Genomic DNA, 26,867 nt, shown 5'->3' on the forward strand with positions numbered 1-26,867 from the left:
TTTGATGCGGCACCCAGGGGCGATGCAAGGATGAATAGAAGTCATAAGTTGTTTGGAGCCAGTCTGCTGGCACTGGCGATCAGCGGATGCGCCGTCACCAGTGAGCCGATCGAACGCAGTGTCAGTGAGCAGCGGGCCAAAAGTGACCTGCAAAGCATGTACAAGGGGCAGGAGCCCCTTGCCGGCCCGTTGACCCTGCACCAGGCCATGGCCCGTGCGGTGAAGTACAACCTCGAAGGCCGGTTGAAAATCATGGAGGAGGCCCTGGCCAAGCGTCAGCTCGACCTCGCCAGTTTCGACATGTTGCCGCGCATGGCGCTGGACGCCGGATACGTGGGCCGCAACAACGTCAACGCCTCCAGCAGCCAGAGTGTGCGCACCGGCACACAGTCCCTGGAACCTTCGACCTCCCAGGACCGCGACCGTGATGTAGCGGACCTGACGATGGTCTGGAACGTGCTCGATTTTGGTGTCAGTTACATCAGCGCCAAGCAGCAGGGTGACCAGCGCCTGATCGTTCAGGAACGTCGGCGCAAGGTGATCAACACCATCGTCCAGGACGTGCGCTCGGCGTATTGGCGGGCGATGGCCGCCGAACGCCTGCTCACGCAGATCGACAGCCTGATGGCGCGGGTTGAAACCGCGCGCAACGACAGCCAGAGCATGAGCCAGCAACGCATTGGCGATCCGGTGCAGGCCCTCGGTTATCAGCGTTCGCTGATCGAAGCGACACGCCAACTGGAGGAGCAGCGCCGTGCCTTGTCTCTGGCGAAGACCGAACTGGCGACCCTGATCAACCTGCCGATGGGCACCGAGCTGACCCTGGCGACCGATAACGGTTATGAGATTCCCGAGCTCAAGATCGATCTGGCCACTCTCGAACAGGAAGCCCTGACCAGCCGCCCGGAACTGCGCGAACAGGATTATCAGGCCCGCATCAGCGCTGCCGAGACCCGCAAAGCCATGTTGCGCCTGCTGCCGGGCCTGGAGTTCTCCGCCGGCGGACATTACGACAGCAACTCGTTCCTGGTGGAGCAAGGCTGGGCCGATTACGGCGTCAAAGTCACCTGGAACCTGTTTAACGTGATCTCGGCTCCCGCGGCGATCAACGTGGCCAAGGCTGGTGAAGAAGTCGCCACCGCGCGCCGTCAGGCGATGTCGATTGCGGTGCTGGCGCAGCTGTATGTGGCCAATGCCAATTACCGCGAGGCGTTGCGCCAGTTCAAGACCAATCAGCAATTGTCGGACATCGACGGGCAAATCGTCGGTCAGTTGCGCAATCGTCACCAGGCGGACGGCATCGGTGAGCTGGATCTGATCCAGGGCGAACTCAACACCTTGCAGGCCGATCTGCGTCGTGACCTGTCCTACGCCGACCTGCGCAACGCCTACGGGCAAATTTTCGCCAGCGCCGGCCTCGATCCGCTGCCGGATCAGGTGCAATCGACGCAAGTCCAGTCCATCGCCACGGCCCTGGCCAACCGCGAAGCGGCTTGGGCGGCGGGTGATATCACGGTTCCGGTGGCCCATGCCCCAGCGCGTTGATGTGAAGCCCCCGACCGCCAGCATCAGCCGTGCCCGGCGCGAGCAACGCAACGGCCATCGCGGCGCGGCGATCCTGCTGACCGGTCTTCCGGCGGCGGGCAAGTCGACCCTCGCGCAAGCGCTGCACGCCGAGTTGTTTGCACGCGGGCTGCAGAGCGTGGTGCTCGATGGTGACGGGTTGCGGGTAGGGCTCAACCAAGACCTTGGCTTCAGCGACAGCGATCGTCAGGAAAACATCCGTCGCGCCAGCGAACTGGCGGCGTTGCTGGTGGAGAACGGACAAATCGTGATCCTGGCGATGATCGCGCCCCTGGTGGAGCTGCGCGATGTGTTCGCCCGGCGGCTCGGTGACGATTATCGCGAAGTCTGGTGCAGTGCGACCCTGGCGGTGTGCGAGCAACGTGATCCAAAAGGTCACTATGCTCGCGCCAGGCGCGGCGAATTGATGGGGTTTACCGGGGTGTCCGCACCGTATCAGGCGCCGGTTGATGCGGCGCTGGTACTCGACACCGGAGTACAAACGATCGAGGCCTGCCTTGATCGACTGTTGACCTGGCTTGGCGAAGCCGAAGTGTTGCCCAGGTCCTGAACCGGTCGGCGTTCAGGCTTTCGACGACAAATCCGCCATGCCCTTGAGCAGCTCGATCGGCAGTGGAAAGACAATGGTCGAGCTCTTATCGCCGGCAATCGAACTCAAGGTCTGCATGTAGCGCAACTGCATGGCCCCCGGTTGTCGGCCGAGCATTTCGGCGGCCTGCATGAGCTTTTCCGAGGCCTGCAATTCACCCTCGGCGTGGATCACCTTGGCTCGCCGTTCCCGTTCTGCCTCGGCCTGCCTGGCGATGGCGCGGATCATCGATTCGTTGAGGTCCACGTGCTTGATCTCGACGTTGGCGACCTTGATGCCCCAGGTGTCGGTCTGGGCGTCGAGTACTTGCTGGATGTCCAGGTTCAAGCGTTCGCGTTCTGCCAGCAGTTCGTCCAGTTCGTGTTTACCCAGCACTGCCCGCAGCGTGGTTTGCGCCAATTGGCTGGTAGCAGCCAGGAAATCCTCGACCTGAATGATTGCCTTCTGCGGATCGAGTACGCGGAAATACAGCACCGCGTTGACCTTGACCGACACGTTGTCGCGGGTGATCACGTCTTGTGGCGGCACGTCCAGCACCACGGTGCGCAAATCGACCCGGACCATTTGCTGGACCACCGGAATCAGCAGGATCAGGCCAGGGCCCTTGACCTGCCAGAAGCGCCCGAGCTGGAACACCACCCCGCGCTCGTATTCGCGCAGGATGCGGAACGTCGACCCCGCCAGTGCGATGATCAACAATAGCAGCGCGACAAGACCCAATTGCAAACCCATGACTATTCTCCGCCCGGCGCCGCGTCAGTCGCGGCCACTTGCAGCAGCAAGCCCTGGCGCCCCACCACCCGCACCCGTTGCCCGGGGTGCAGCGGCGTTGCGCTGAGCACTTGCCATTGTTCTCCTTGCAGATGAACCCAGCCGCCACAGGCGTTGCCGAGCTGTACTGAAGTGACCGGCGTTTCGCTGCCGACCAGCCCGGCATCACCGCTGACAGTGTGGCGCGGTCGGGTCTTCAGGGCATGAAACACCAGGTAAACCAGCAACAGTGCACTGACCAGTCCCAGGCCGATCATCAGTGGCACGGGCACATCGGTATTGGTCAGGATCACCGCGCCGATCACGAACATCACGATGCCGCCCAGGCCGATCACACCGTAATTGGGCAGGGCCGCCTCGGCGATCAGGAACGCGATGCCGAAGGTGATCAACCAGATCCCGACGGGATTGGGCAGCAGCACCACAACCGTGTCGGCGGCGCAGGCCGATCCGCTCAACGCCAACAGCAACGCAACTGCACAGCAACGCGTGTTCACTTGACCCTCCGGGAGAGTCGTGGAGTGGCTCTGTATACAGTTTAGTTGAGCCTTGGCCGCTATGAATTTTGCTCAACTGCCGTCGACATCCGATGGGCAGATTTCCCGCCGGATCGCGCTGACGGGCCTAGACTTTTACTACGCAAGCCAAGCTTTAATCATCGTCCGCAAGCGATCATGGCGGACACCGAGGTGCATCATGCGTATGGCAAGAACCGTGCAGCGAAGCCTGGAAAAGGCTCAATGCGAATATGACATCGTCAGCCACCCACACTCGGCCAGCAGCCTTGAAACGGCGCGGGTCGCAGGTATTCCCGCCGAACGGGTGGCCAAATCGGTGATCCTCGACGATCACCATGGGCATTACCTGATGGCCGTGCTGCCCGCCAGCCGTCACCTTGACCTGAGCAAAGTCCGCAGCAGCGGCGAGTGGCAGGTTTCCCGCGAAAGCAACCTGGCGCACCTGTTCGATGACTGCGAACGCGGTGCCGTACCGGCGCTGGGTGAGTCCTATGGGTTGGAGGTGGTGATCGATCCGCTGCTGACCCGGCAGAAAGACATCTATCTGGAGGCCGGCAACCACGTCAACCTGGTGCGCATGGACATGCCCGAGTTTCTGAAAATGGTGCCGCATGCCGAGGTGCGGGAGTTGAGTCATTGAGTTTTGTTTCGTCAATGCTGTCGTCATCGCGAGCAAGCTCGCTCCCACGGGACTGCGATTAACCTGTGGGAGCGAGCTTGCTCGCGATGACCGCGCAGCGGTCCCTTAATCAGTTCACAGGAGCTAGACATGGAAAGCCCAACCCACAACCTTCCCTCCCTGTTCAAGCAACTCGGCCTGCCGGACGACGCCGAAAGCATTGATAAATTCATCGCCACCCATTCACCACTCAAACCGGAGTTGCACCTTGCGGATGCATTTTTCTGGAGCCCGAGCCAGGCCGAACTACTGCGTGAGGAGATACTCGATGACGCGGATTGGGCGGAAGTCGTGGATCAGCTGGATGTGATGTTGAGGAAGGGGCGGGGGGTGTAAAAACTGATAGGCGGTGATCTGCAACGGTTGCTCTGATCAAAACAATTGACCAGAATTAAGACCTTATTTGAGGTCTTAATTATGCAAAGTGTTTTGGCTGATATGGCTGTCAGCGTGTCTGAACTAAAGAAAAACCCCTCTGCCGTTTTGAATGGCGCCCATGGAGGGCCCGTCGCAGTGCTCAATCACAATCGCGTCATGGGGTATATGGTCCCTGCCGATGTGTTCGAAGCCATGATGGAGCGCCTGGATGATTTGGAATTGGCGGAAATCGTGCGTTCTCGTCGTCATGAAACACCGATCCCGGTAACGCTGGATGACTTATAAGCTCGAATTTCTGCCATCTGCACGCAAAGAATGGGACAAGCTGGGGCACACGCTACGTGAGCAATTCAAAAAGAAGTTGGCAGAGCGGCTCGAAATGCCTCGAATCCCTTCCGACTCACTCCATGGCATGCCCGACTGCTACAAAATCAAGTTGAAGTCATCGGGGTATCGACTCGTCTACGAGGTGATAGATGAGCGCATCGTCGTTTCTGTCGTTGCAGTAGGAAAGCGCGAACGCAGTCAAGTGTATGAGCGTGCCAGGAAACGTTGATGGCTCTCGGCAGGTCGCTGTTACGTATTTGTTTCAAAACTTGACGGAAAATCCCTCTCAATGCAATATTGATAGTTAGCAAACTAACAGTGTGTGTTGTCCCTCGTGCCGAATAACCTCGACGTTCTCCAGATGAACATCAGCAGCGCCATGGTGGTGGCCGCCAGGCATTGGCGCAAAATCTGCCAGACCACGCTGGCCAACTATGGAATCTCCGAAGCCTGTGCCGTTCCGCTGTTGATGATCGGGCGTCTGGGCGAGGGTGTGCGTCAGGTGACGGTGGCCCAGGCAGCAGGGATGGAGAGCCCGTCGCTGGTGCGCCTGCTCGATCAGTTGTGCCATGGCGGCTACGTCTGCCGCACCGAAGATGCACAGGACCGCCGCGCCAAATGCCTGAGCCTGACCGAAACCGGTCGGGAGCTGGTGCAGGCGGTCGAAGTGAAGCTGGTGCGCTTGCGCCACGAAGTCCTTGAAGGCATTGACCAGAGTGATCTGGAGGCTACGCTGCGGGTACTGAGAGCATTTGAAGCGGCCACGCCGCCATCGGTGGCGAACCCTTGAACGGATTTTTCTCTGGCATGCCCCCGGCGCGGGACTGGTTCTACGGAGTCCGCACCTTCGCCGCATCAATGATCGCGCTGTACATCGCCCTGCTCATGCAAATGCCGCGTCCGTACTGGGCGATGGCCACGGTGTACATCGTTTCCAGCCCGTTTCTCGGCCCTACCAGTTCCAAGGCGCTATACCGGGCGATTGGCACCTTTGTCGGCGCTGCGGCGGCGGTTCTGTTCGTGCCGATGTTCGTGCAGAGCCCCTACGTGCTGGTGGTGGTGATTGCGCTGTGGACCGGGACGCTGCTGTTTCTGTCCCTGCATTTGCGCACCGCCAACAACTACGCCTTGATGCTCGCCGGCTACACCTTGCCGTTGATTGCCCTGCCGGTGGTGAACAACCCGCTGGGGGTATGGGACGTGGCCGAGGCACGGACCGAAGAAATCTTTCTCGGCATCGCCGTGGCGGCGGTGGTCGGCGCGATGTTCTGGCCCCGGCGCCTGGCGCCGGTGTTCAATGATTCGGTGAGCAAATGGTTTACCGATGCGTCGACCTACAGCCTGCGCTTCCTTAGCCGCAACGTGCAGCCTGAAGAAGTCAGCGCGCTGCGCGCATCGATGGTCGCCACGTTCAACTCCCTGGAATTGATGATCGGTCAGTTGCCCCACGAAGGCTCGCGACCGCAGACCGTGCGCAATACCAAGGAATTGCGTGGTCGGATGATTCACCTGCTGCCAGTGATCGATGCCCTCGACGACGCGCTTTACGCCCTGGAACGGCGCACCCCGGAACTTGTGGACAAGTTCGCACCCTTGCTGGCCGCCACCACCGAATGGCTCGAACACAAGGATGCCGATCTCGACCGCTGGCAAGCCCTGAAGGCTCAACTCGAGGCCCTGCAACCGGCTCCCGAAGCGCTGGATGAGCGCAAGCAACTGCTTTTCTCCAACGCCATTTACCGTCTCGGCGAGTGGATCGATTTGTGGCAGGACTGTCGCAGTCTGCAGTACGCCATCCAGTGCGAAAGCCAGGACAGCTGGCGCGCGGTGTATCGGCACTGGCGGCTGGGGCGGCTATCGCCGTTCCTGGATCGCGGCCTGATGTTTTATTCCGCTGCATCGACCGTTACGGCAATCATTGTCGCCTCGGTATTGTGGATTCTGCTCGGCTGGACCGATGGCGGCAGCGCGGTGATCCTGGCAGCGGTGGCTTGCAGTTTCTTTGCCTCGATGGACGACCCGGCGCCGCAGATTTACCGGTTCTTTTTCTGGACGGCGATGTCGGTGGTGTTCGCCAGCCTCTATCTGTTTCTGGTGCTGCCCAACCTGCACGACTTTCCGATGCTGGTGCTGGCGTTTGCCGTACCGTTCATTTGCGTCGGCACCCTGACGGTCAAGCCGCAGTTTTACCTGGGCATGCTGCTGACCCTGGTCAACACCTCGTCCTTCATCAGTATTCAGGGCGCTTACGACGCGGACTTCCTCAGTTTCGCCAACTCCAACCTGGCCGGCCCCATGGGGCTGCTGTTCGCGTTCATCTGGACCCTGATCGCCCGGCCGTTCGGTGCGGAGTTGGCGGCCAAGCGCCTGACCCGTTTCAGCTGGCGTGACATCGTCAGCCTCTCCGAGTCGGCCACCTTGTCCGAGCATCGGCTTCTGGGCATACGGATGCTCGATCGGCTGATGCAGCATCTGCCGCGCCTGGCCATGACCGGCCAGGACTCCGGCGTGGCGCTGCGGGAAGTGCGGGTGGCGTTGAACCTGTTGGATCTGCTCGCCTATACGCCGCGGGTCCTTGGTGTGCCGCAGGTGCTGTTGCGCCAGGTGGTGGCCGAGGTGGGCGAGTACTTCAAGGCCTGTCTCAAGGCTGGTGAGCGCTTGCAGGCACCGAGTCCGTTGCTGATGACCCTCGACCGCACGCGCCGCGCTCTCAGCGGTGCCGGCGATGATGAGACCCGTCGGCATCTGCTGCACGCCCTGAGCGGCCTGCGCCTGGCACTGTTGCCCGGCGTCGAGTTCGTCGGCTCCGCCGAGTCCGAAGAACCGCTTCCCCATGGCATTGATGGAGCGCCTTTATGATCGGTGACCTGGATCTGAGCGGGGTGTTCCTGCCCACGCTGCTGGTGCTGATGGGCATTACTTATGTGTTGTACCTGTTGGTGCACGGGGTGCTGGCGCGCCTGCACTTTTACCGTCTGGTCTGGCACCGGGCATTGTTCAACGTGGCCCTCTACGCCTTGCTGCTTGGCGCGGTGGACTCACTCAGTCGATACCTGATGACATGAAAAAACCGTTTTTAACCCTGGGTCGCGTGGTGTTGACCCTGCTGATCGTGAGCTTCGCCGTTGTCGTGGTCTGGCGCATGGTGATGTATTACATGTTCGCGCCCTGGACCCGCGACGGGCACATCCGTGCCGACATCGTGCAAATCGCGCCGGATGTCTCCGGGCTGATCCAGCAAGTGGAGGTGCGCGACAACCAGTTGGTCAAGCGCGGCCAAGTGCTGTTCAGCATCGATCCGGACCGCTTCAAGCTGGCCCTGCGCCAAGCGAAAGCGGCAGTCGCCGACCGCGAGGAAACCCTGGCCCAGGCCCAGCGCGAGGCCAAGCGGAACAAGGGGCTTGGCAACCTGGTGCCGGGTGAACAACTGGAAGAAAGCCAGTCGAAAGTGGCCCGCGCCCAAGTGGCCTTGATGGAAGCCCAGGTGGCGGTGGACAGCGCACAGCTCAACCTCGACCGCTCGGTGATCCGCAGCCCGGTGGACGGCTACGTCAACGACCGTGCGCCACGGGCCCAAGAGTTCGTCAGCGCCGGGCGACCGGTGTTGTCGGTGGTCGACAGCAACTCGTTCCATATCGATGGTTATTTCGAAGAAACCAAACTGAACGGCATCCATATCGGGCAAAGCGTCGACATCCGGGTGATCGGCGACAATGCGCGCCTGCGCGGGCATGTGGAGAGCATCGTCGCCGGTATCGAAGACCGCGACCGTACCAGCGGCAACAACCTGCTGCCCAACGTCAACCCGGCCTTCAGCTGGGTGCGGCTGGCCCAGCGGATTCCGGTGCGCATCGCTTTCGATGACGTGCCGGAAGATTTCCGCATGATCGCCGGGCGCACCGCCACGGTATCGATCATCGACGATCAGAAACGGGAGCCGGCGCAATGAGCAAGGCCTCGGGTTTGGCGGTCGCCGGATTAGGCCTGCTGCTGTCGGCGTGTCAGATGGTCGGGCCGGATTATCATTTGCCTGAAGAAGCGGCTGTCCATCGTCCAGACTTGCAGGGCGATCTGGCGGTAGACGGTAAAACGGTGGTTTCCGCACCGGTGCCGGCCGACTGGTGGCGCCTGTACAAGGATCCGCGACTCGACCAGCTGGTGCAGCAGGCCATGGCCTCCAACACCGATTTGCGTGTGGCGGCGGCCAGCCTGTCGCGGTCTCGCGCTCAGGTCGATGAGGCCGAAGCGGCGGGAGGCTGGAGCGCCGGCGTACAGATGGGCGCCCAGCGCTTGCAGGAGTCTGGCCAGGCGTTCCTGCTGCCGGAAAAAGTGCCGGTGGCGAACATCGGCGATATCGGTATCAGCGCGTCGTACCAGTTCGATCTGTTCGGTACCCTGCAGCGCGGCATCGAAGCGGCCAAGGCCAATGCCGATGCGACGCAGGCCGCCGCCGATACCGCACGCATCACCGTGGTGGCCGACGTGGTTCGCGCCTACACCCAGGTGTGCGCGGCCAATGAAGAGCGGGAAATTGCCCAGCATTCCCTCGACCTGCAAGCCCAGAGCACCACGCTGATCCAGCGCCTGCGCGATGCCGGGCGCGGCGACGAAACCCAGGTCACCCGCTCGCAGACCCAATTCAAATCCCTGCGCGCCGACATGCCGCGCTATGAGGCCGCACGTCAGGCCGGGCTGTATCGCTTGTCGATGTTGCTGGCCAAACCGGTGGACCAACTGCCGGCCGGCACCGCCACCTGCGACGAGCTGCCGAAAATCGCGCAATTGATTCCGGTGGGCGATGGCGCCGCATTGCTCAAGCGTCGTCCCGATGTACGGCAGGCCGAGCGTCGGCTGGCGGCCGCGACGGCCGGTATTGGCGTCGCCACGGGCGAGCTGTACCCGAACATCAGCATCGGCGCGACCATCGGTACCGTCGGTATCCTGGACGATCTCGGCGACCCGTCTACCAACCGCTGGGGCTTCGGTCCGTCGCTGACCTGGAACGTGCCGACCAACGGCGCCCGTGCGCGCATCCGCGAAGCCGAAGCGGTGACCCAGGCGACCCTGGCACATTTCGATGGGGTAGTGCTCAACGCCATTCGCGAGACTCAGACCGGCCTGGCCCAGTACACGGCATTGCTGCAACGTCGCGACGCACTGGCCGATGCCGAGCAATCGGCAAAACTGGCGTCTGACCAGACCCACCGCTTCTTCCAGGCCGGCCGCGCCTCGTTCCTGGCCGACCTGCAGGCCACCCGCACCTACATCGATGTCACGGCGCAACTGGCTGCCGCGAACACCCAGGTTGCCGCCAGTCAGATCGATTTGTTCCTCGCCTTGGGCGGCGGCTGGGAAAGCGGACGAACGCAAGCGTCGAACTCCGGCAAACCCTGAGGCCGTTGCTATGCTTTGAAGTGTTGGAGGGGCGCCCCGTACAAAGCGCCCTTTCTTCGCACAAGGCTCGCGCAGGTCAGGGGGAAACCAATAATGAAAAACCCTTATGCTCTCGGCTTCTGGTGCGCCATCGTGGCGTTGGTGCTGCTGTCGGCCACCTATTTCTACGGCATCATGCTGGCCCTCCAGATCGACAAGGCTCTGGCGTTCCTCGACAGTGCCGCCGCACTGATCGCGGTGATGTCCATTGCGGTGGTAGCCTGGGCCTCGGTCCAGAATCAACGCACCAAGAAAAGACAACTCGAACAAGGCAAGACCCTGGTCCTGATCTGGGACACCAAGGTGGCGCTGCGTCGTGTCGAAACGGTGTTCGACCGTTATTTCTGGGGCAGTTACTGGCAACCGGGGCGCACCTTTCAGGAAGTCATGGGCGAATTGACCGGCACGCCGCTGGAAAAAAGCCTTGAGAGCCTGAAAAAACAGTGCCTGGCGCTGGACCGACAAGTGGCTGACGACGGTCGGCACTGGCTCAGCAATGCCCGGGAGCTGGCGGATGTCGCCACGGCCATGGCCCGTGAACGCTATCAACTGGATGTCTGCGACACGCGCACGGAAGTGACCGGCGGGGCGGTGATCAACCGCGACTTCGAAGTGCTGGTGTACACCTGGACTGCAAGGCTCAAAAGTTTTGATCATCAACTGGATGAAATCGAGGTCCAGTATTCCTGATTTTGTGGTGGCTGTTATGCCGCCTTCGCGAGCAAGCCCGCTCCCACAGGGATTACGCCATACCGGTGGGAGCGGGCTTGCTCGCGAAGGCGATTGCATTGACTGTGAATATCTCCAGCCGTGTGACCACCCCAAGACACTCTTTCACCTTTAAACATTGGGCCGTTCGTCGCACCCGGTGCTAATCTGCAACTCACTTTCAGCGCTGTCGAGCCGCAACCCGTCATGGGTTCAGGGAAGACGACCTCACTTTCAACAACGGACATTGAACGGGTCATACATGAATAAATCAGCAGGCTTGCTACTGGGAATTGTTGTCGCGATCGGTGCCATCAGCGCAGGCGGAGCCTGGTTCACCGGCACCAAAATCGAAGGTGTACTGAACACCTCGATTGCCGATGCCAACAAGGAATTGCAGGCGGCGATGGTCGGTTCCAACGGCACTGCGTCCCTGGAACTGGTGTCGCTGGAGCGTCATGTATTCAGCAGCACCGCGCACTATCGCCTCAAGGGCGAAGGCGAAATGTTCGGCGAAGCGCCGGTCGAGTTGCTGTTTGTCGATCACATCGAACACGGCCCGTTGCCGTTCTCGCGCCTGATGTCGCTCAAGTGGCTGCCGGTCCTGGCGACCAGTCACTACGAGCTGGAAAAGACCCCGTACACCGAGAAGTGGTTTGCCGCCGCCAAGGGCAAGTCCCCGCTGAGCGGCGTGGTCAATATCGGCTATGACAACGCTACCAATGGCACCTTCGAGTTGCGGCCGCTGGAAATGGCCCTGGATGACAAGTCGAGCATGAAATTCTCTGGCTTGAGCATGGACATCGATGCCAGCGCCAAGGCGCAGAAGGTCAAGGCCAACGGCTACATGGACAGCCTGAAGGTGACCACCGTTTCCGAAGACCAGGCGCCGGTGCAGGTTGAGTTGAACGGCCTGACCCTGGCCAGCAACCTGACAAAAAGTACCTACGGTTTCTACACCGGCGAGAACGTCGTTGAACTGGCCAGCGGCAAATCGACCTTCGGCGTCAAGCAGTCGGTGCTGGACTTCAAGAAGTTCGAAATGAAGAACCTGACTGAAGAAAAGGGCAGCAACGTCTCCGGACGTGCCGACTACAAGGTCGGCGACGTGTCCTTCAACGGCAAGACCATCGGTTCCGGTGCACTGGCCATGAGCCTGAAGAACCTCGACATTCCGGCGACCCTGTCGTTGATGCAGGTTTACCAGAGCAAGCTGCAGCCGTATGAAAGGGCGGCGGCCGAAGCAACAGCGGCCGGCCTGCCGGCGCCAGAGCTGAAACTGACCGAAGCCGAAGAGGCGCTGCTCAAGTCCAGCCTGGAAAAACTGCTGGCGGCCGGACCACAAGTGGCCCTGGAAAACCTGTCGTTCAACACCGCCAACGGTGAGAGCCGCGCCAACATGGTGCTCGACCTGACCAAGCCACAGACCATTGATCTGCCGACCGATCAACTGGTCAGACAGCTGATTGCGCTGCTCGACTTCAATCTGCAAGTGTCCAAAGCCATGCTGGTCGATGTGCTCACCGTGCAATCGCAAATCGACGGTCAGACCGACGCCAAGCTGATTGCCGACCAGGCCACCGCCACCGCGGACATGTTCAGCAGCATGGCGGTCGGCAGCCAACTGGCAAAACTGGACGGCAACAACATCGTCACCAACTTGCGTTACGCCAACAATCAGGTGGACTTCAACGGCCAGAAAATGACCGTTGAAGAGTTCGCCAGTTTTGTAATGAGCAAGTTCGCAGATACCAGTGCCACCGAATAACGGCGGCTGCTAACCCTGCAACGCCCGGCCTCTGCATCGCGCAGGCGCCGGGAGTTTTGCGGTCAGGCCCCTAGGGGACGTCACGGATCAGGCGCCAAGCCTCTTCCCAAGGCAACGGTTGTTTCATCCGCTCGGCGAGCATCGCCATGGCCCGGTCCATCTCGCAGGCTACCGCCGCCGACACCACGCCGTTTTTTCCGAACAGGCCTATGAACGGCGGATCGTAAGGGTCGCCCTTGAACTCGACTTCGTCCCAAGCCTGGGCGTGGCCGAGGTAGTCGTAGGTTTTACCGAAATGCCAGGTCCAGAAAAACGGCACGTCGAGGTAGTGCTCGTCACCGCCCAGCATATTGGCCGCGGCGATCCGTGCCTGCTGTTGGGCCAGTCGCCAGTGTTCGATGCGCAGGTATTGGTTGTTCAGCGGGAACGTGGCGATATCGCCAGCCGCCCAGAGGCCGTCGGCCACGCGCATTGCGCCGTCGACACGCAGCGACTGGTCTTGCTCCGTTGGCAATCCGGTAAAGGCCGCAGTGGCTGGCGTGACGCCAATACCGACCAGCACCAGATCGGCCGCCAAGTGTTCGCCATTATCCAGGCGCACGGCCTCGACCTTGTCCGTCCCTTCGATCTGTACCGCATTGCCCTGGGTATGAAACACGACGCCATGGGCTTCATGTCGTGCGCGAATGGCCTTGCCGACCGTGTCACCGAACTGTTTGGCAAACGGCACTTCGTGACGGGCCAGCACGGTCACGTGCAGGCCAAGCTGGCGCAGGGACGAGGCGGACTCCATGGCAATGAAACTGTCGCCGATGATCACCACCCGCTGGCCGGCGCTGGCGCTGTCGAGAATCTGCTGCGCATGGGCTTTGGAGCGCAGGACGAACACTTGCGGCAGGTCGGCGCCCGGCAGCGTCAGCGGATTGGGTACGCCGCCGGTGGCCAGTAGCGCGGCGTCGTAGGTCAGTGATTGGCCGTCAGTCAGCCGCAGCGTCCGGTTTGGCGCATCCAGGCTTGCCACTTCGCCTCGCAGGCGCTCGATCCGCTGCTTGCGGTAAAAATCCTCGTCACGCAGCGGCGGGACTTCGTCCAGCGGCATCTCCCCGGCGATCACGTATTTGCTCAGCGCGGTGCGGTCGTATCCGGAATCGGCTTCGCGGTCGATCAACAACAGTCGGCCGCCGAAACCTTTCTCGCGCAAACACGCTGCCGCTGCCGTGCCTGCCGCGCCAGCGCCGACAATGATGAAGGTTCGTGGATCGTCGGCCGGTGGCGCGTGGCCACCCGACATCGGCTGGTCGCCGACCCAGATATCGCCGTCACGGACTTCGAGGGGATAGCGCTTGAGGCTGTCCAGGGCTGGCGGTTCACACAGCCCGCCATCCTCGATCCGGAACTGCGCCTTGTGCCATGGACACGTCAGGCGTCCGTGGCATATCGCGCCGTCCGCCAGCGGGGCTCCGGCGTGCGGGCATTCGGCCTGATAAGCGCGCAGTTGTTCGCCGGCCCGCAACAGCAGGATCTTGCTGTCCAGGACCTGCACTTCCAGACCCCGGTCTTCGGGCACATTGGCGACACGCGCAACGCGATGCAGAGTCATGATCGCTCTCCAGTCAGACGTTTCACTTATGAGTCTGGTACTTATCGCGAGGTTCAGCCAATTGCCCCTGCCACGGCGTGAACGGTCCGGCTATAGTTTGCACGCCGACGACGGCCCAACACGCACAAGGTGCTCCGGTATGCCCCGATTGACCTCAATGAACCCTTGGCTCGCGGCCTTGGCAGTCGCCCTTTGTGTGCAGTTCCCGGCGCAGGCCCAGGAGCGCTTCACCCTGAACATTCCCGGCGTCTCCGATGACCGCCTGTTCACGTCGGCCGCCGCCAGCGACTCCGCAGGTTGTGGCGGACATAATATTTCTCCGGCCTTGAACTGGAACGCCGGCCCGGCAGCCACCCAAAGCTACGCCATCGTCATGCACGACCCAGACGGCCAGAAAGGCCAGGGCGTCGATAACTGGGTGCACTACGGCATCAAGGCCGGCACCCACCAGATCCCGGCCGGCGCCGGGAGCAAACCCGGCCTTGAGGGCATCGGCGGTACCAACAGCAAGGCAACTACCGGCTACATCGGCCCTTGCCCGCCCGTTGGCGACAGTGCGCACCACTACATCATCCAGATCTACGCCCTGGACCTGCCCCCGGACGCCTTGCCCGCCGGTCTGACCCGTGCGCAGTTGCTGGAAAAAATCAAAGGCCATGTCCTGAAAAACAGCAGCGTGGTGCGGCGCTATCACCGCTGAAGGCTGATCGCCCCAGCGGATTTGCAGACAACTGAAGTGCGCGGCATTCCGGGGATTTGGCATCCACCCCCGAAAGCGCGCACTATCAGGCTATAGCCGATGCGTTGGAGGATGCCGTGGCAAAAAAAATCGACCGCATCGCCCAAATGCTCAGCTGCCCACAAAAGGGCGAGGAACTGCGGCGAGCGATTACCGAGAGTCGCAAGGATTTTCTGCTGAACCAGCCGGAAGAAGACGTTGTTGAAGACGACGACCTCGAAGAGGAGCTTTTCGAGGACGACGAGGACGATGATGAGTACGACGAGTTCGACTGGACGACAGAGTAAAAAAAACCGCCTCGGCGGTTTTTTTGTGGGTCCAGGCTAAAGCCCTGAGGGGCTGTATCTGGCGTACTTGATAGTGTCAGAGCCCATTGGGGAGAAACTTGGTTGCGCCGCTGACATCGTCGATTTTCTTGATGCGAAAGGCTTTCAGGCACGTTTCGTCGCGGGTGTTGGCGTCAGAGCAAAATTGCTTGATGAAGTCGGCAAAGACCATGTCCTGGCCATTAACGGTGAGGACGCGCTTGTAATATTCACCATTGATACCTTGGGCTTGACGACTGGTCGTCATCTCCTGATCCACCACCAGGCGTCCGTGCAGGTCGACAGCTGGAACCTGGGCTTTGGGGTCTTCTTTGGAGCAGGCGCTCAGCAGTAGTCCCGCGGCAATCAGCGTACATAAACGCAGCATATGAATTCATCTCTGATAACGGATGCCCCGGACCAGGGTCCGGGGAAGATCGATAGGAAGATTACTCGCCGAACAAGCGGCTGGAGCGGTTGACTTCAGCCTTGCCGGAGTCTTCCAGCAGAGACTTGGCACCGGAGGTCACATTGCGTGCCGAGTCGGCTTCAGACTGGATCACATCGGTGCGTGCCGCGCTGTCACGCAACTCCGCATCGATGTAGTCGTTGGCGCGTGCGGTGCGCGCGCGCTTGGCCTGTAGTGCCAGGCGGCGCTCTTCCAGCTCCAGTGCGCGCAACTCGTCTTCGAAGCCTTCTTCACGGGTTTGCACACGCTTGTGTTCAAGTTCTTGTGTCTTGCGCTGCTCAAGAGCCCTTTGCTGCGCGGCTTGCTGTGCCACTGCCCGTTGCCGACGATCAGCAGCGCTACGGGCCTCCTCGCGTGACCGCTCGGCTGCCGCCTGGCGGATGCGTTCGGCCTCGGCGGCCGCTTCAGCCTGTTTGGTTTGCTGTTCGATTTGATACAGATTGTCGAATTGGCCCGCCAATGTCGGCATGGCGAGCAGTGCGAAGACCGAGCCGAAAACAATATGTTTCATGTCCGACCCCCTTAGCTTTTCTTGGGTTCTGGACAGGTCGCATTCGGCTGAATGCGTGTTTCGTTGGAGATCGTCATCACCATCAGGGATATTTCGCCAACCTTGAACTCACAAGGGCGACCCACCTGGGCAGAAGTGAAGATCTTGCCGCTTTCGGAATAACCAATCAGCACGCCCGGTACCAGGGTAGTGTCATTGACCATCGAGCCCGCCATGGCGCCTGCAGCGCCACCGGCTACACCGCCGACAATGGCCGTGTCAGTGTTTTTAGTGTTGCCCAGTGCGGCACCACCGATCAAACCCAGTACTCCGCCCGCCATCATGGCTGCTTTTTTGTTCTTTTCGTTGCTGACTTTAATCTTGCTCGGCGAAATCGTAAGGATTTTGACGGTTTTAGCTTCCTGCTGAGTGTTTACCTGACTGGCGTCGAATACATCTGCCTGATACTCCTCACCGCTCGTTTGGCAACCAGCAAGAACGGCAGCAATCGAAAGCACCAGGCAGCGTTTTAACATCATCATTTCTAATATCTCTATGAGCGTAAGAAATCCCGAAAGGGACAATCCATTGTGATTTGAGGCAATGTGCCATCATTTTAATCAAACTCAAGAAGATAAGGCCAAGGAAACTTTGGAGAGGATGTGGATCAGGTGCCTCAGGCAGCAGTGGGATAGCGCGTCGTCATGCGCAAATTTCGGGTGGCAGTTTCAACGCCCGCAGCAGGCTGCTGATGCCGTTCGCCGAAAAAGCCAGAAGGTGTAAACCTTATTCAGGACGAAACAACACCCACAAAAAAGCCCCAGACCCATAAGGCCTGAGGCTTTCTCGTTACAACGTATGGTGCACCAGGCGGGATTCGAACCCACGACCGACGGAGCGCCCAGTTTCGAGGGCCTTGAAGCTAGGTTGTAGGGGCAGTGTCACACCTTGGTGGGGGTGGATGATGTCTCACGTTGACCTTAATTCTGCCAGTCTCTAGTCCAGCAAGCTATTCGTTCAATTCTGCGCAGTGGGTGAATCGACACATCCGATGAGAGAGAGTGCGGAGCGGTAGTCGTCGGCAACTGGCGTAACCACACAAGGTCTTCCTTGCATGAGATTGATTTCCGAGCTGGGTGATAGAGGTGGAGGCCAAGTGCTACTATTGGTTGGATTTGCACCTACTCTGAACAGGGATTTTTCGAATGATCAAGAATTTACTCAAGCCTGTAGCAATCGGGATCATTGCGTGTGTAGTTTCTGCCTGCTCCACGCTCGACGGGATCGAGCCGTCCGACAAAGGCATAACGATTGACGCCAGAAACAAGTCCTATGATGAGGTGTGGAAATCCTCCGTGAGTGCTATGAGTACCAATCTTGCGATTGTTGATATTGATAAGGCTCAAGGTGTGATCAAGTCTGAAGCACCAGCTGGCATGGGTACTTGGGGTGAGGTCGTGGGACTTTTCATCACGCCTACATCAAAAGTCGGAAGCAGTTATTCAATCCATGTCGTCAGCAAGAAAAGATCAACCTTTCAAATCACCGGCCAAAATTGGGCTCCATCCGTTGCTGCTCGAATCAAGGCAGACTTGGATGTCGAATAGATAGATCATCAATGGTCCGGCCAACCGCTTGGCCGGCCCGTAAACCAAGTTGGCCGCGTTGTAGGAACAGGGTTGGCTTCAGGTAGGCACATAGCTAATGCCGGATTGATCTGCACTGAGAAACCGTTTGTGGTACAGACCTATTCTGCCGCCCTCAGAAGCTCATAGGGGGCTATTTCCAGGGCGTTTGCGCAACGCTCAATGTTGTAGATGGTTACATTCTTCTCAGACCTTTCGATCATCCCAATGTAGGTGCGATGCACGCCAGCACGCTCTGCAAGCTCCTCTTGGGAGAGGCCGAGTTCAAGCCGTCTACGGCGGACGTTAACGGCGAAAATCGCAACGAGTGGGCATTCAGAAGCTTTGATAGGCATGCTTGCAAATTTGACTGCATGCATACTATGGTTCGACATACTATGATTAGCATTTTGCTAGGCCGGCCCATCTTCCCCTGACAAGGAGCGTCTCTTGAGTGTCCTTTCTCGTAGCTTTGCCTTTGCCGCACTTTTGAGGCTGACGTCCAGCGCCATACAAGCTGCCTCAGATACTGATATCAACAACGGATGAGCTACGCCGCCATGCCCGGTCGGCAGCCAGCTGCGGGAATTAAGGTCTGCTGCGGCTTGTTGGACTGACTGATGAAGTAAAATTATTTAATTTGGGGTTGCGTATGTTTTTTCTCGTAAAAATGGTCTTTTGGGGTTTGGGCGGTGTTGGCGTTGTGTCTCTTCTAATTGCATCCGTTGTCTCGGCGATGAAGACTAAGTCTGAAGGCGGAATATCTTCCTTTTTGATGATGGTGTTTATGATAGTGGTCGTCTGTCCTCTTTATTTCTATATCATGCCAGAAGATGTGCGGGCACCCAAAGCGCATGCTATAGCTAAAGTTGAAGTTGACCCTATGCTTGAGGCCCGCCGAGAAAGGGCTAGGGAGCTTGATCGGGAAAATAAACGTATGGAAGAGTATGCTGAAAGCAAACAAAAGGAGCTGACTGCAAAGTCTGCTAGGGTTTCAGTAACTCCGTCCTCTGTAAATGGGATGGCTGAATATCGTTACTACCTGAAAAGCGGGAAAATTGTTTCTTGTTTGCGTGGTTTCGATGGCGATGTTCTGGCTTTCAATTGTACTAACTATAGTTTTGATCGATAGTGGTTTAGAGGAGTCGATGGCTTCGTGAGGGTGAAATCAGGCCCCTTGAAACTAAGCCAGTCAGCACACTGGCTCATTCCAGCTCAGCATTATAGTAACTATAGTTCGGCGAACGAGTGATCCAAGACGGTCTCCGAGTCGCGTATGACATGCGCAAATGTGTTTCTGCTACTGCTACCAATTGCTGATGGTGTAGCCCCTGAGAGCCTGGTGGCGCCTTCAAGTACGATGTCCGAGATCGATCGCAGTAACAGCAGTAGAGGCTGTCAGGGCCGTTCTAGGCACGCAGCCAAGCCCGCATCGCTTCATAGAGCGCTCTGCCCGTTTTGGTCGCTGATCGGCTTGCATAGTCCGGGTTGGATTGCAGGCAGTGGGCGGTAAAGTCGAACTCCTTCGCACTGTAGAGAGCCCAGCCGCCCGGAGTCTGAAGGTTGCTCACTGCTATAGCTTTATTGGTTCCACGCTGACGATAGCCCTTTATCGGGTGGGTCTGCTTCAAGTCCTGTTTCGGGGCTAGTAACTCTTGGATGGTTTGGATAGTGAGGGCAGCCGGGATTCGGGCAACACCATGAATATGGAAGCTATGGTTTTCTTCGCTGTCACTGTCTGCAAACTCTGTAACAAATGCGAGATCCATGATCCCAAGAGTTCTCATGAGCGCTGAGAGGTGATCTGTTGGCCCCTTCCTAGCTGACAAGGCGGCGTCTGCCACTTCGTGCCCGAGACGAAATGTAAATGCTTGAGCGTCAGGTATCAGTGCGAACCCTAAAAAGCTGAATGCTCGCTTTGTGTCGGTTGGCAATCGTCTCTTCCAGTCTGGAAGGGATACACCAGAAGAATAGTTCTGAGCGGTTTCTCTAAGGTACTCGTTGTTGGCTTTCAGCCTGTCTATGCGTACTTGGTCCTTTACTTCCTTTAGCTCTAATTCTCCTAATACTGCTAGGCTCTTCACGTAAGACGTATAGAAGCTGGCCAAGACTCCCGCGACAGCTGGTGTGCAGCGTTTTTTTGCTGGCGCTGATAAAACAGTATTTTTTGGAAAAGGGCCGCTCGTGCTGGCGCGTTTTCCCTTAGTAAAGTCGCCCGAGCAGAGCTCCGGCTCGCCACTCTCGTTGTGCTGATATTTCATGGCCTAGCTCGATATTCAATCCCGAAAGATTCGGATTTTCAAAATGGCTGTCTACTGGATGAAGCCAGTGTGTTCAATACTTACAGTGCGTTCTAAGGGTTTGACAAACGACCGGTCATGATCCGGGCAGGTGTTAGTCAAAGCCTTCGCAGATAATGTCGTCATCCTGTTGATCTAGCTGGGCCAATCGCTTGCTTTCGAACCAACGCAAGGTTTCTTGCTCGTCCTCAACTCCATCGTTGTCTCCATTGCGTTCAGCTTCTTCCAGTCGCTGCTGTGCACGCATCTCCGCCACATCGAGATCAGACATGATATGAATCTTGAGTTCCGGGAGCTCTTCGAATGCGAGAGCCTGATTCAGCTTCTCTAGAGGCAGTGCTCTGCGTGTTACGTCCTGCGTTAGCTTCAGGGTCGTGGCGCTGGCGGCGAGAGCTCTGAGAGTGCCGAGATCATTCGGGTCAAGCTGATCAACTGCATTCGAGAGCTTGATCCGGATCTGCTGACTAATCGCTAGATCGTCCAATACCAAGGCCGCCGCAGTGCGTTGGACCTCCTCAAGTGAAAAGGCGCTGTTGAGTATTTCTTCCCTGGCTCTCTCTATGAGCGCTTGGGTGGTTGCGCCAGCAACAGTCTTGTTGGTTTTTAGGATGCGTTGCACGGTACTGATGCTGAGCTCTAGTCGGGTCGCGATTGTCGGGAGTGTGTAACCGGCTTCCCGGAGTATGACGGCCTGAGTACTTTGATCTGGTGTCGCCTTTTTGCCGGACATCTCACGCGTCCTCTCTGTCGAACATGTGGGGCGCTGTAGGTTTCAGCGTGCGCTTGATGCGGTAAACGGTGGCAACACCGCAGTCAGCCAGTTTGGCAATCTGATCAGCAGACATCGCTGGATGCTTCTCCATCAGCGACTGCACCTCCTCCCACTTTGCAGCGTTTTTACTTTTGCCCACTGGCTTCCATTCAGGATCGGCAGCTCGCTTGTTTTCTAGTCCTTGCCTGATGCGTTCAACGCGTTTCTCCTGATCCAAGCGTGCCATGGTTGCCATCAAATCGATCAGCATGTTGTTGATCACATCCATGATCTGCCCGGTGATTCCTTTGGCTTCGACCAGCATGTGGCTGGTGGGCAAATCAGCTACAACCAAACGAAGTCCCTTCGCCTTGATAGTCGCCTTGAGAGTGTCCCAGTCAGTTTGTGAGAGGCGACTGAGGCGGTCTACTGACTCGACCAATAGCACGTCGCCCTTCTCGGCTGTATCGAGTAGGGCAAGTAGCTGAGGGCGGTCAAGCCGGGTGCCGCTGATGTTCTCAGCATACACATCAACGATGGTCAGGCCCTTGTCAGCAGCGAAAGCCTCCAGTGCTATCCGGGCACGGCTGGCATCCTGCTCTTTCGTTGACGCTCGGAGGTAGAGGTGTGCATTCACGGCTGACTATCCTTTAGCATTTAATTCTATAGATCTATGATAATTGAATCGTATACCTATCCTCAATAGCTATTTGATAGCTGCTGACAGGCGGCTATCGAACTACCATTTACGTCTACTACTTTGATAGTGGTGGGATGACTGTGCCGCGCCCGCTTATGCTCTTGAGCTGAAATTTACCATTCGTCTATAGACCGGCAGGTAGTTATCGATCAACCGGTCAGCACCGGCAGAAATCGACCAGAGACGGCAATTTGCGTTCCGTGCCAAAAAGCTCATTGCCACCAGCCCAAGGCCCTCAAAAGTTATGAGCACTAATCGAGCTGATGTTGTAAGAACAGCCTTAGGCAAACGACTACTACGGGTGGAGAATGCGTTCTTTGAGGCTGTCAAACTCCTCTGGGCTAAGCACGCCCGACACCCTGAGCTGGTCTAGCTTCAGCAATTCATCAACAACGCTTGTTCTAGGAGATTGTTCCGACTCTTGCTGATTCTGGTGGTTGATCCGGGTGTAGACAGGCGAAAGGTAACGTCGCATTTCGTCTGGGTCGTAGGTCGAGATCAACAGAAAAAGTTCGCTAGTAGCTGTATTGATCCGCACCAGTGTTTTGGTTGATTTGTGAGTAGTCAGCAAATTAAGCACCGCAGCCGCTGCGGCGCCAGCTACAAATCCTCCTACTCCTGTGCCCCCTCCAATGACCCCACCACCTGTCACAACAGTACCAGGCCCGCCAATGCTGACGTCCCAGACATCGGACAGCGGAATGGAGTATTCCGCATCACAATCAACGTCATTGAGAAACACTGCATTGGCGTCAAAGCTAAGCAGAAGCGTCTTACCTGAGAGTGCCTGCCAGCCACTACCTCCTTGTGCTACAACTTTGAGAATCCTTGAGCCCGATGGTCGTGACATGACCTTGCGTAGAATCTCCTGCTTTCGTTCTGCTCGATCCCTAGCTTCCTGTCTAACGGTTTCGATTTTTGCCGCTGTAGCTTGATAGGCCGAACTGCCGGCTATTTTTCCCCATTGGGATTGACAGAACGCGAAACATTTTCGCATGACCCAGGAACTGACAAGGAAAAATATGCCCAAAATTATAGTTATGACTATGGCGACTCCTGGCTGATCTTTAAACGGTCCAAACCAGGCACCAATAGCCAAAAGTGCACTTATCGCACAGCCACTCAAGCCTGCAAGAAAAAACAATATACGTACTAAGACGGCCATAACTTTTTCCATGCTCCTTTTTAGATGATGTCAATAGGCCGGCAAGCTACAAGCTGCTGCGGCGCTTGTCCATTGATGCCCCATAGTCGGCGGGCTGCTGCATCGGATTCAGGCCGTGGGTATTGCGGTGTTCCTGAATACAAGGTTTCAGTATGTGTCCCAGTCGCTGCTCAAAGTCGGCATAGGTTATGCTCGTAAGGTGTACGGGAAACTGTACGGTGTGCAGCACTCGGTGCAGTTTTGAGAGCAAATACCCTGAGCCGTAATCATCAGACTGATTTTTGTTCTTCGTCGCGTGCCCAGTGAATGCAGGGATTAGCCGGTCAGCCTCATCACTGGTGTTCCTAAGCAGATCAACAAAGGTATGGCGGAAAGCATGGAATTTCTTGCCGTCAGGGAGGCGCTTACGGATACCGATGCTATAGAAATAGCCACCATACGTCGTGCTGGGGCTTGGCATGCGGGTGAAGAAGGTGGTTGCGATTCCGCCCCAGCCTTTGATCTTCTGATAGGTGAGCCCGTCCGAGAATAGGTTTTTTCGACCTTCTCTTTGAGCTTGGGCCACAAAATCCAAGAACCCGATTCTGATCAGTTCGTTGTGGATAGGTATGAATCGATTGCTGTTATCGTTTTTCAACGATTTTGAACCTTCTTCAACGAGTCGAGCAAACCAGATCCCGGAATTCAGCTCTTGAGTGATGTCGGCTGTTTCCAGCTGACAGAGTTCATTGAGCCGTCCTCCAGTAAAAATGCCAAGCAGCGGAAGCCAGAATTGGTAAGGGAAAACAAGATTGGTTGGGCCGCTATCCGTTCCCTCGTAGAGATAGCCTGAGAAGATTGCGTGCAGCTCTTGGGTTGAAAACGGCTTGTCCTGTCGAGCGATACGCCCAGCCTCAATGTTGACAGACGGAACTTCAGTTTTGGTCGGCTCAATGTCTGTGTAGCCTTTGGCGTAAGCGAATTTATGCAGCACGCTGAGCCGGATGATCATCTTTTCAATGGTTGGACCGCTAATCAGGTCGTCCCCTTGCGAGGCAAGGATCGATTCAATAGGTGAGTCCGGCGGCGGAATTTTTTTGCCGCGAAGGGCTTTGACCTGCTGAGTGAGTAGATACAGCTGATTGATATCTTCTAGCGTTAGAGAGCCAAACGGCCTGTTACCGCTCAGAATGGTAAGCCTGAGGGCGTGTCCCTGTTCGTCAGCGTGGGCGCTGGCTGACTTTTTTCTGTTCAGGCGCTGGTCAGTCTCACGTAGAAGCAGCCAAAGCTCATACAGAGTAGGGCTTGGTGGTTTTGGCACTATTGGTGCTGAGGTCGGGGCTGGCGTTGCTACGGTTGCGCCCGGTCTACAGAGCTGTTGCAGAGCTAGCTCATCTAATAGCTTCGGCAGAAGCTTCCGGAACCTTGTAAACGGGATTCCATTGCCTGCGGCAAAAACCTGATCTGCGAGGCCTTTCTGACTCTCTGGGATAGCCCGCTTTGCATTGCCGGTTAGCACTTCAGCTATGGCATTCCAGCGTTGCTGTATTTCGATTTTTTGCCAGTCTTCGTCTGAAAGGGTCGATACGGCTTTCTGCGCTGGTTCAGCCGGGTGGCTCGCCCACGCGCCAGCCGACTCAGCCTGCTCTATCTCATTAATGTAGAGCTCGTAATCTGCGTCTGTCGGAACGTAATCGTCTTTCCCTGCCACGGCTAACACCCTATCAAAAGCAGCTTCGAAGCATGCAGCGTATTGCCGGGCACGCTTAAGCGCTAGCCTGGCGCTGTCCGTTTTTAGCGAGCGTCGGATTTCCCTTTGTAAGGAAAAGGCAGTGCGAAGAGGTTTGGGAACCACTATGCGGAAGTAGTAGGTTTTATGTCTGTTGAGGGTGAGGAATGCGGGTTGGACTGGCATGGGCTGCACCGTTGCGATGCCCCACCTAAAAGCACGTCTCAGTGCCCCACCAGCCTTTCAGACCCTCTGTTTGTCGATAAATGTATACCGGACAAGCAGTTACAGAAAATGGTGCACCAGGCGGGATTCGAACCCACGACCCCTGCCTTCGGAGGGCAGTACTCTATCCAGCTGAGCTACTGGTGCAGCGGCCGCCATGATACGCATATGCACTGCGGGCGTCCATGCTGCTGAATCGCCTGCGTTTTCTCAAAGCGGTAACGCGCGTTTGCTACGTTGATCAGAAAAAATAGGCAAAAGCGTCGTTTTCGTTCTTTTTTTCGAACAGGCTATTGTCCTTTACCCCCTTTGATCCTAGGATTCGTTTGAGATTTCAAACGCTCTTGTCTGGGTGCTGAACCGCACGATTTGAATCAGTGCGCTATTTATGTGCTTCAGCCCGGTGAATGATTTCCCTGACGGCAGCCTATCGAGGCGCCTTTCTACAATCATAATTTGCTCCGCATTCGTTGCGGTGCTGTTAAGGAAAGCCGACATGCAGCTTAAAGACACCCAGTTGTTCCGCCAGCAAGCCTTCATCGATGGCGCGTGGGTCGATGCGGACAATGGTCAGACGATCAAGGTCAACAACCCGGCAACGGGCGAAATTCTGGGCACCGTGCCGAAAATGGGCGCTGCCGAAACCCGCCGTGCGATCGAAGCCGCTGACAAAGCGCTGCCGGCCTGGCGTGCACTGACCGCCAAAGAGCGTGCGACCAAGCTGCGTCGCTGGTATGAGCTGATCATCGAGAACCAGGACGACCTGGCTCGCCTGATGACTCTGGAGCAAGGCAAGCCATTGGCCGAAGCCAAGGGCGAAATCGTTTACGCCGCTTCCTTCATCGAGTGGTTCGCCGAAGAAGCCAAGCGCATCTATGGTGACGTGATTCCGGGCCACCAGCCAGACAAGCGCTTGATCGTGATCAAGCAGCCAATCGGCGTGACCGCTGCAATCACCCCGTGGAACTTCCCGGCTGCAATGATCACCCGTAAAGCCGGCCCGGCCCTGGCCGCCGGTTGCACCATGGTGCTCAAGCCTGCTTCGCAAACTCCGTTTTCCGCCTTCGCCCTGGCCGAACTGGCCCAGCGTGCCGGCATCCCGGCTGGCGTGTTCAGCGTTGTTTCCGGCAGCGCCGGTGACATCGGCAGCGAGCTGACCAGCAACCCGATCGTGCGCAAGCTGTCCTTCACCGGTTCGACCGAAATCGGTCGTCAACTGATGTCGGAATGCGCCAAGGACATCAAGAAAGTGTCCCTGGAGCTGGGCGGCAACGCGCCGTTCATCGTGTTCGACGACGCTGACCTGGATAAGGCCGTCGAAGGCGCGATCATTTCCAAGTATCGCAACAACGGTCAGACCTGCGTCTGCGCCAACCGCCTGTACATTCAGGATTCGGTCTACGACGCGTTCGCCGAGAAACTGAAAGTGGCTGTGGCCAAGCTCAAGATCGGTAACGGTCTGGAAGACGGCACCACCACTGGCCCGCTGATCGACGAAAAAGCCGTGGCCAAGGTGCAAGAGCACATCGCTGACGCCATTTCCAAAGGCGCCACCGTGTTGTCCGGCGGCAAGCCGATGGAAGGCAACTTCTTCGAGCCGACCATCCTGACCAACGTGCCGAACAACGCTGCCGTGGCCAAGGAAGAAACCTTCGGTCCATTGGCTCCACTGTTCCGTTTCAAAGACGAAGCCGACGTGATCGCGATGTCCAACGACACCGAGTTCGGTCTGGCCTCGTACTTCTATGCCCGCGACCTGGGTCGTGTGTTCCGTGTGGCTGAAGCCCTGGAATACGGCATGGTTGGCGTCAACACCGGGTTGATCTCCAACGAAGTCGCGCCGTTCGGCGGCATCAAGGCCTCGGGCCTGGGCCGTGAAGGCTCCAAGTACGGCATCGAAGATTACCTGGAAATCAAATACCTCTGCCTGGGCATCTAAGCTCGAAGGTATAAGCCAAGAAGGTATTGCTTGAAACGCAAAGGGCACGAGAGCGCTGTCCCTTTGCGTGCGTAAAACCGGAATTTTCTCTGTGAC

At 57.8% G+C, this 26,867-nt stretch carries 30 protein-coding genes and 1 tRNA gene; 18 read left to right on the forward strand and 13 right to left on the reverse strand.

The window, feature by feature from the left end; all coding sequences use genetic code 11:
* Positions 1–30: 30 nt before the first annotated feature.
* A complete protein-coding gene (locus ACM6IT_RS13490; RefSeq protein WP_409079069.1) occupies positions 31–1,545 on the forward strand; it encodes a TolC family protein in 1,515 nt (504 codons plus the stop codon).
* Positions 1,529–2,134: an adenylyl-sulfate kinase gene (gene cysC / locus ACM6IT_RS13495; RefSeq protein WP_056726991.1), complete on the forward strand. Its 606-nt coding sequence runs from the start codon at positions 1,529–1,531 to the stop codon at positions 2,132–2,134. Before ACM6IT_RS13490 ends, cysC begins: the two co-directional genes overlap by 17 nt.
* Positions 2,135–2,146: 12 nt before the next feature.
* Here the strand turns inward: cysC and ACM6IT_RS13500 are convergent, their stop codons facing one another.
* Both ACM6IT_RS13500 and ACM6IT_RS13505 read right to left on the reverse strand, forming a co-directional pair.
* The gene (locus tag ACM6IT_RS13500) at positions 2,147–2,905 is read right to left on the reverse strand and encodes a slipin family protein (RefSeq protein ID WP_056726990.1); all 759 of its coding nucleotides are present in this window, start codon (positions 2,903–2,905) and stop codon (positions 2,147–2,149) included.
* 2 nt (positions 2,906–2,907) lie between these two features.
* Complete coding sequence (locus ACM6IT_RS13505) at positions 2,908–3,441, reverse strand: NfeD family protein (RefSeq protein WP_056726989.1); 534 nt, start codon at positions 3,439–3,441, stop codon at positions 2,908–2,910.
* A gap of 199 nt (positions 3,442–3,640) precedes the next feature.
* Here ACM6IT_RS13505 and ACM6IT_RS13510 point away from each other — a divergent pair, with 199 nt between their 5' ends.
* The 11 genes from ACM6IT_RS13510 (at position 3,641) to ACM6IT_RS13560 (ending at position 12,755) form a co-directional block, all read left to right on the forward strand.
* Positions 3,641–4,102 (forward strand): aminoacyl-tRNA deacylase, encoded by a 462-nt coding sequence (locus tag ACM6IT_RS13510; protein ID WP_007975646.1) that lies wholly within the window; start codon positions 3,641–3,643, stop codon positions 4,100–4,102.
* Between the two features lie 129 nt (positions 4,103–4,231).
* Positions 4,232–4,477, forward strand: coding sequence for a DUF2789 domain-containing protein (locus ACM6IT_RS13515; protein ID WP_015092958.1), 246 nt, complete (start codon positions 4,232–4,234; stop codon positions 4,475–4,477).
* An 81-nt stretch (positions 4,478–4,558) separates the two neighbouring features.
* The gene (locus ACM6IT_RS13520) at positions 4,559–4,804 is read left to right on the forward strand and encodes a type II toxin-antitoxin system prevent-host-death family antitoxin (protein WP_046040690.1); all 246 of its coding nucleotides are present in this window, start codon (positions 4,559–4,561) and stop codon (positions 4,802–4,804) included.
* Positions 4,794–5,075, forward strand: coding sequence for a type II toxin-antitoxin system RelE family toxin (locus ACM6IT_RS13525; protein WP_414918169.1), 282 nt, complete (start codon positions 4,794–4,796; stop codon positions 5,073–5,075). The genes ACM6IT_RS13520 and ACM6IT_RS13525 overlap by 11 nt, the downstream gene beginning before the upstream one ends.
* Positions 5,076–5,207: 132 nt before the next feature.
* Positions 5,208–5,636 (forward strand): MarR family winged helix-turn-helix transcriptional regulator, encoded by a 429-nt coding sequence (locus ACM6IT_RS13530; RefSeq protein WP_414918170.1) that lies wholly within the window; start codon positions 5,208–5,210, stop codon positions 5,634–5,636.
* Positions 5,633–7,705 carry an FUSC family protein gene (locus tag ACM6IT_RS13535; protein ID WP_414918171.1) on the forward strand — a complete coding sequence of 691 codons (2,073 nt, stop codon included), beginning with the start codon at positions 5,633–5,635 and terminating at the stop codon, positions 7,703–7,705. Before ACM6IT_RS13530 ends, ACM6IT_RS13535 begins: the two co-directional genes overlap by 4 nt.
* On the forward strand, positions 7,702–7,911 hold the full coding sequence (locus ACM6IT_RS13540) for a DUF1656 domain-containing protein (protein WP_056726983.1): 210 nt from the start codon (positions 7,702–7,704) through the stop codon (positions 7,909–7,911). The genes ACM6IT_RS13535 and ACM6IT_RS13540 overlap by 4 nt, the downstream gene beginning before the upstream one ends.
* Positions 7,908–8,795: an HlyD family secretion protein gene (locus tag ACM6IT_RS13545; RefSeq protein WP_223541566.1), complete on the forward strand. Its 888-nt coding sequence runs from the start codon at positions 7,908–7,910 to the stop codon at positions 8,793–8,795. Before ACM6IT_RS13540 ends, ACM6IT_RS13545 begins: the two co-directional genes overlap by 4 nt.
* Entirely contained in the window at positions 8,792–10,240 is a 1,449-nt protein-coding gene (locus ACM6IT_RS13550; RefSeq protein ID WP_414918172.1) for an efflux transporter outer membrane subunit, read from the forward strand. The genes ACM6IT_RS13545 and ACM6IT_RS13550 overlap by 4 nt, the downstream gene beginning before the upstream one ends.
* Before the next feature lie 93 nt (positions 10,241–10,333).
* On the forward strand, positions 10,334–10,969 hold the full coding sequence (locus ACM6IT_RS13555) for a hypothetical protein (RefSeq protein WP_056726980.1): 636 nt from the start codon (positions 10,334–10,336) through the stop codon (positions 10,967–10,969).
* Between the two features lie 280 nt (positions 10,970–11,249).
* On the forward strand, positions 11,250–12,755 hold the full coding sequence (locus ACM6IT_RS13560) for a YdgA family protein (protein WP_414918173.1): 1,506 nt from the start codon (positions 11,250–11,252) through the stop codon (positions 12,753–12,755).
* A gap of 70 nt (positions 12,756–12,825) precedes the next feature.
* Here the strand turns inward: ACM6IT_RS13560 and ACM6IT_RS13565 are convergent, their stop codons facing one another.
* Complete coding sequence (locus ACM6IT_RS13565) at positions 12,826–14,355, reverse strand: FAD-dependent oxidoreductase (RefSeq protein ID WP_056726978.1); 1,530 nt, start codon at positions 14,353–14,355, stop codon at positions 12,826–12,828.
* Between the two features lie 139 nt (positions 14,356–14,494).
* Between ACM6IT_RS13565 and ACM6IT_RS13570 the strand changes: the two genes are divergently transcribed.
* Together ACM6IT_RS13570 and ACM6IT_RS13575 are read left to right on the forward strand one after the other, a co-directional pair.
* Positions 14,495–15,055 carry a YbhB/YbcL family Raf kinase inhibitor-like protein gene (locus ACM6IT_RS13570; RefSeq protein WP_223541562.1) on the forward strand — a complete coding sequence of 187 codons (561 nt, stop codon included), beginning with the start codon at positions 14,495–14,497 and terminating at the stop codon, positions 15,053–15,055.
* Between the two features lie 56 nt (positions 15,056–15,111).
* A complete protein-coding gene (locus tag ACM6IT_RS13575) occupies positions 15,112–15,381 on the forward strand; it encodes a hypothetical protein (protein WP_414914090.1) in 270 nt (89 codons plus the stop codon).
* A gap of 76 nt (positions 15,382–15,457) precedes the next feature.
* On the opposite strand, the gene ACM6IT_RS13580 is transcribed toward ACM6IT_RS13575, so the two are convergent.
* The 3 genes from ACM6IT_RS13580 to ACM6IT_RS13590 all read right to left on the reverse strand — a co-directional run bounded on the left by ACM6IT_RS13580 (position 15,458) and on the right by ACM6IT_RS13590 (position 16,900).
* Positions 15,458–15,787 carry a hypothetical protein gene (locus ACM6IT_RS13580; RefSeq protein WP_095945016.1) on the reverse strand — a complete coding sequence of 110 codons (330 nt, stop codon included), beginning with the start codon at positions 15,785–15,787 and terminating at the stop codon, positions 15,458–15,460.
* A 61-nt stretch (positions 15,788–15,848) separates the two neighbouring features.
* Positions 15,849–16,379 carry a DUF5384 family protein gene (locus ACM6IT_RS13585; RefSeq protein ID WP_056726974.1) on the reverse strand — a complete coding sequence of 177 codons (531 nt, stop codon included), beginning with the start codon at positions 16,377–16,379 and terminating at the stop codon, positions 15,849–15,851.
* Between the two features lie 11 nt (positions 16,380–16,390).
* Entirely contained in the window at positions 16,391–16,900 is a 510-nt protein-coding gene (locus ACM6IT_RS13590; RefSeq protein WP_056726973.1) for a hypothetical protein, read from the reverse strand.
* Positions 16,901–17,563: 663 nt separating this feature from the next.
* Here ACM6IT_RS13590 and ACM6IT_RS13595 point away from each other — a divergent pair.
* Positions 17,564–17,965: a hypothetical protein gene (locus ACM6IT_RS13595; RefSeq protein WP_414918174.1), complete on the forward strand. Its 402-nt coding sequence runs from the start codon at positions 17,564–17,566 to the stop codon at positions 17,963–17,965.
* 140 nt (positions 17,966–18,105) lie between these two features.
* On the opposite strand, the gene ACM6IT_RS13600 is transcribed toward ACM6IT_RS13595, so the two are convergent.
* Positions 18,106–18,378 (reverse strand): helix-turn-helix domain-containing protein, encoded by a 273-nt coding sequence (locus ACM6IT_RS13600; protein WP_414918175.1) that lies wholly within the window; start codon positions 18,376–18,378, stop codon positions 18,106–18,108.
* A 257-nt stretch (positions 18,379–18,635) separates the two neighbouring features.
* Between ACM6IT_RS13600 and ACM6IT_RS13605 the strand changes: the two genes are divergently transcribed.
* Positions 18,636–19,115 carry a hypothetical protein gene (locus tag ACM6IT_RS13605; RefSeq protein ID WP_414918176.1) on the forward strand — a complete coding sequence of 160 codons (480 nt, stop codon included), beginning with the start codon at positions 18,636–18,638 and terminating at the stop codon, positions 19,113–19,115.
* 277 nt (positions 19,116–19,392) lie between these two features.
* Here ACM6IT_RS13605 and ACM6IT_RS13610 read toward each other — a convergent pair whose 3' ends face one another.
* The 6 genes from ACM6IT_RS13610 to ACM6IT_RS13635 form a co-directional block, all read right to left on the reverse strand.
* Positions 19,393–20,244 (reverse strand): hypothetical protein, encoded by an 852-nt coding sequence (locus ACM6IT_RS13610; RefSeq protein WP_414918177.1) that lies wholly within the window; start codon positions 20,242–20,244, stop codon positions 19,393–19,395.
* 133 nt (positions 20,245–20,377) lie between these two features.
* Positions 20,378–21,013: a helix-turn-helix domain-containing protein gene (locus ACM6IT_RS13615; protein ID WP_414918178.1), complete on the reverse strand. Its 636-nt coding sequence runs from the start codon at positions 21,011–21,013 to the stop codon at positions 20,378–20,380.
* 1 nt (position 21,014) lies between these two features.
* Positions 21,015–21,671 (reverse strand): recombinase family protein, encoded by a 657-nt coding sequence (locus ACM6IT_RS13620; RefSeq protein ID WP_414918179.1) that lies wholly within the window; start codon positions 21,669–21,671, stop codon positions 21,015–21,017.
* A gap of 358 nt (positions 21,672–22,029) precedes the next feature.
* Positions 22,030–22,899 carry an SHOCT domain-containing protein gene (locus ACM6IT_RS13625; RefSeq protein WP_414918180.1) on the reverse strand — a complete coding sequence of 290 codons (870 nt, stop codon included), beginning with the start codon at positions 22,897–22,899 and terminating at the stop codon, positions 22,030–22,032.
* A 46-nt stretch (positions 22,900–22,945) separates the two neighbouring features.
* A complete protein-coding gene (locus ACM6IT_RS13630) occupies positions 22,946–24,793 on the reverse strand; it encodes a DUF6538 domain-containing protein (protein ID WP_414918181.1) in 1,848 nt (615 codons plus the stop codon).
* Between the two features lie 109 nt (positions 24,794–24,902).
* Positions 24,903–24,979: transfer RNA gene (locus ACM6IT_RS13635), tRNA-Arg, on the reverse strand.
* A gap of 349 nt (positions 24,980–25,328) precedes the next feature.
* On the opposite strand from ACM6IT_RS13635, the gene gabD reads away from it, so the two are divergent.
* Entirely contained in the window at positions 25,329–26,771 is a 1,443-nt protein-coding gene (gabD, locus tag ACM6IT_RS13640; RefSeq protein WP_056726972.1) for an NADP-dependent succinate-semialdehyde dehydrogenase, read from the forward strand.
* Positions 26,772–26,867: the final 96 nt, after the last annotated feature.

The organism is Pseudomonas sp. IT-P4 (assembly GCF_949767755.1).
GTDB classification, from domain to species: domain Bacteria; phylum Pseudomonadota; class Gammaproteobacteria; order Pseudomonadales; family Pseudomonadaceae; genus Aquipseudomonas; species Aquipseudomonas monachiensis.

Coding starts and splice junctions, on each gene's coding strand:
- ACM6IT_RS13490 (WP_409079069.1), top strand. CDS start 31: ATGAATAGAAGTCATAAGTTGTTTGGAGCCAGTCTGCTGGCACTGGCG.
- cysC (WP_056726991.1), top strand. CDS start 1,529: ATGCCCCAGCGCGTTGATGTGAAGCCCCCGACCGCCAGCATCAGCCGT.
- ACM6IT_RS13500 (WP_056726990.1), bottom strand. CDS start 2,905: ATGGGTTTGCAATTGGGTCTTGTCGCGCTGCTATTGTTGATCATCGCA.
- ACM6IT_RS13510 (WP_007975646.1), top strand. CDS start 3,641: ATGCGTATGGCAAGAACCGTGCAGCGAAGCCTGGAAAAGGCTCAATGC.
- ACM6IT_RS13515 (WP_015092958.1), top strand. CDS start 4,232: ATGGAAAGCCCAACCCACAACCTTCCCTCCCTGTTCAAGCAACTCGGC.
- ACM6IT_RS13520 (WP_046040690.1), top strand. CDS start 4,559: ATGCAAAGTGTTTTGGCTGATATGGCTGTCAGCGTGTCTGAACTAAAG.
- ACM6IT_RS13525 (WP_414918169.1), top strand. CDS start 4,794: ATGACTTATAAGCTCGAATTTCTGCCATCTGCACGCAAAGAATGGGAC.
- ACM6IT_RS13530 (WP_414918170.1), top strand. CDS start 5,208: ATGAACATCAGCAGCGCCATGGTGGTGGCCGCCAGGCATTGGCGCAAA.
- ACM6IT_RS13540 (WP_056726983.1), top strand. CDS start 7,702: ATGATCGGTGACCTGGATCTGAGCGGGGTGTTCCTGCCCACGCTGCTG.
- ACM6IT_RS13545 (WP_223541566.1), top strand. CDS start 7,908: ATGAAAAAACCGTTTTTAACCCTGGGTCGCGTGGTGTTGACCCTGCTG.
- ACM6IT_RS13550 (WP_414918172.1), top strand. CDS start 8,792: ATGAGCAAGGCCTCGGGTTTGGCGGTCGCCGGATTAGGCCTGCTGCTG.
- ACM6IT_RS13555 (WP_056726980.1), top strand. CDS start 10,334: ATGAAAAACCCTTATGCTCTCGGCTTCTGGTGCGCCATCGTGGCGTTG.
- ACM6IT_RS13560 (WP_414918173.1), top strand. CDS start 11,250: ATGAATAAATCAGCAGGCTTGCTACTGGGAATTGTTGTCGCGATCGGT.
- ACM6IT_RS13565 (WP_056726978.1), bottom strand. CDS start 14,355: ATGACTCTGCATCGCGTTGCGCGTGTCGCCAATGTGCCCGAAGACCGG.
- ACM6IT_RS13570 (WP_223541562.1), top strand. CDS start 14,495: ATGCCCCGATTGACCTCAATGAACCCTTGGCTCGCGGCCTTGGCAGTC.
- ACM6IT_RS13580 (WP_095945016.1), bottom strand. CDS start 15,787: ATGCTGCGTTTATGTACGCTGATTGCCGCGGGACTACTGCTGAGCGCC.
- ACM6IT_RS13585 (WP_056726974.1), bottom strand. CDS start 16,379: ATGAAACATATTGTTTTCGGCTCGGTCTTCGCACTGCTCGCCATGCCG.
- ACM6IT_RS13590 (WP_056726973.1), bottom strand. CDS start 16,900: ATGATGATGTTAAAACGCTGCCTGGTGCTTTCGATTGCTGCCGTTCTT.
- ACM6IT_RS13595 (WP_414918174.1), top strand. CDS start 17,564: ATGATCAAGAATTTACTCAAGCCTGTAGCAATCGGGATCATTGCGTGT.
- ACM6IT_RS13600 (WP_414918175.1), bottom strand. CDS start 18,378: ATGTCGAACCATAGTATGCATGCAGTCAAATTTGCAAGCATGCCTATC.
- ACM6IT_RS13605 (WP_414918176.1), top strand. CDS start 18,636: ATGTTTTTTCTCGTAAAAATGGTCTTTTGGGGTTTGGGCGGTGTTGGC.
- ACM6IT_RS13610 (WP_414918177.1), bottom strand. CDS start 20,244: ATGAAATATCAGCACAACGAGAGTGGCGAGCCGGAGCTCTGCTCGGGC.
- ACM6IT_RS13615 (WP_414918178.1), bottom strand. CDS start 21,013: ATGTCCGGCAAAAAGGCGACACCAGATCAAAGTACTCAGGCCGTCATA.
- ACM6IT_RS13625 (WP_414918180.1), bottom strand. CDS start 22,899: ATGGCCGTCTTAGTACGTATATTGTTTTTTCTTGCAGGCTTGAGTGGC.
- ACM6IT_RS13630 (WP_414918181.1), bottom strand. CDS start 24,793: ATGCCAGTCCAACCCGCATTCCTCACCCTCAACAGACATAAAACCTAC.
- gabD (WP_056726972.1), top strand. CDS start 25,329: ATGCAGCTTAAAGACACCCAGTTGTTCCGCCAGCAAGCCTTCATCGAT.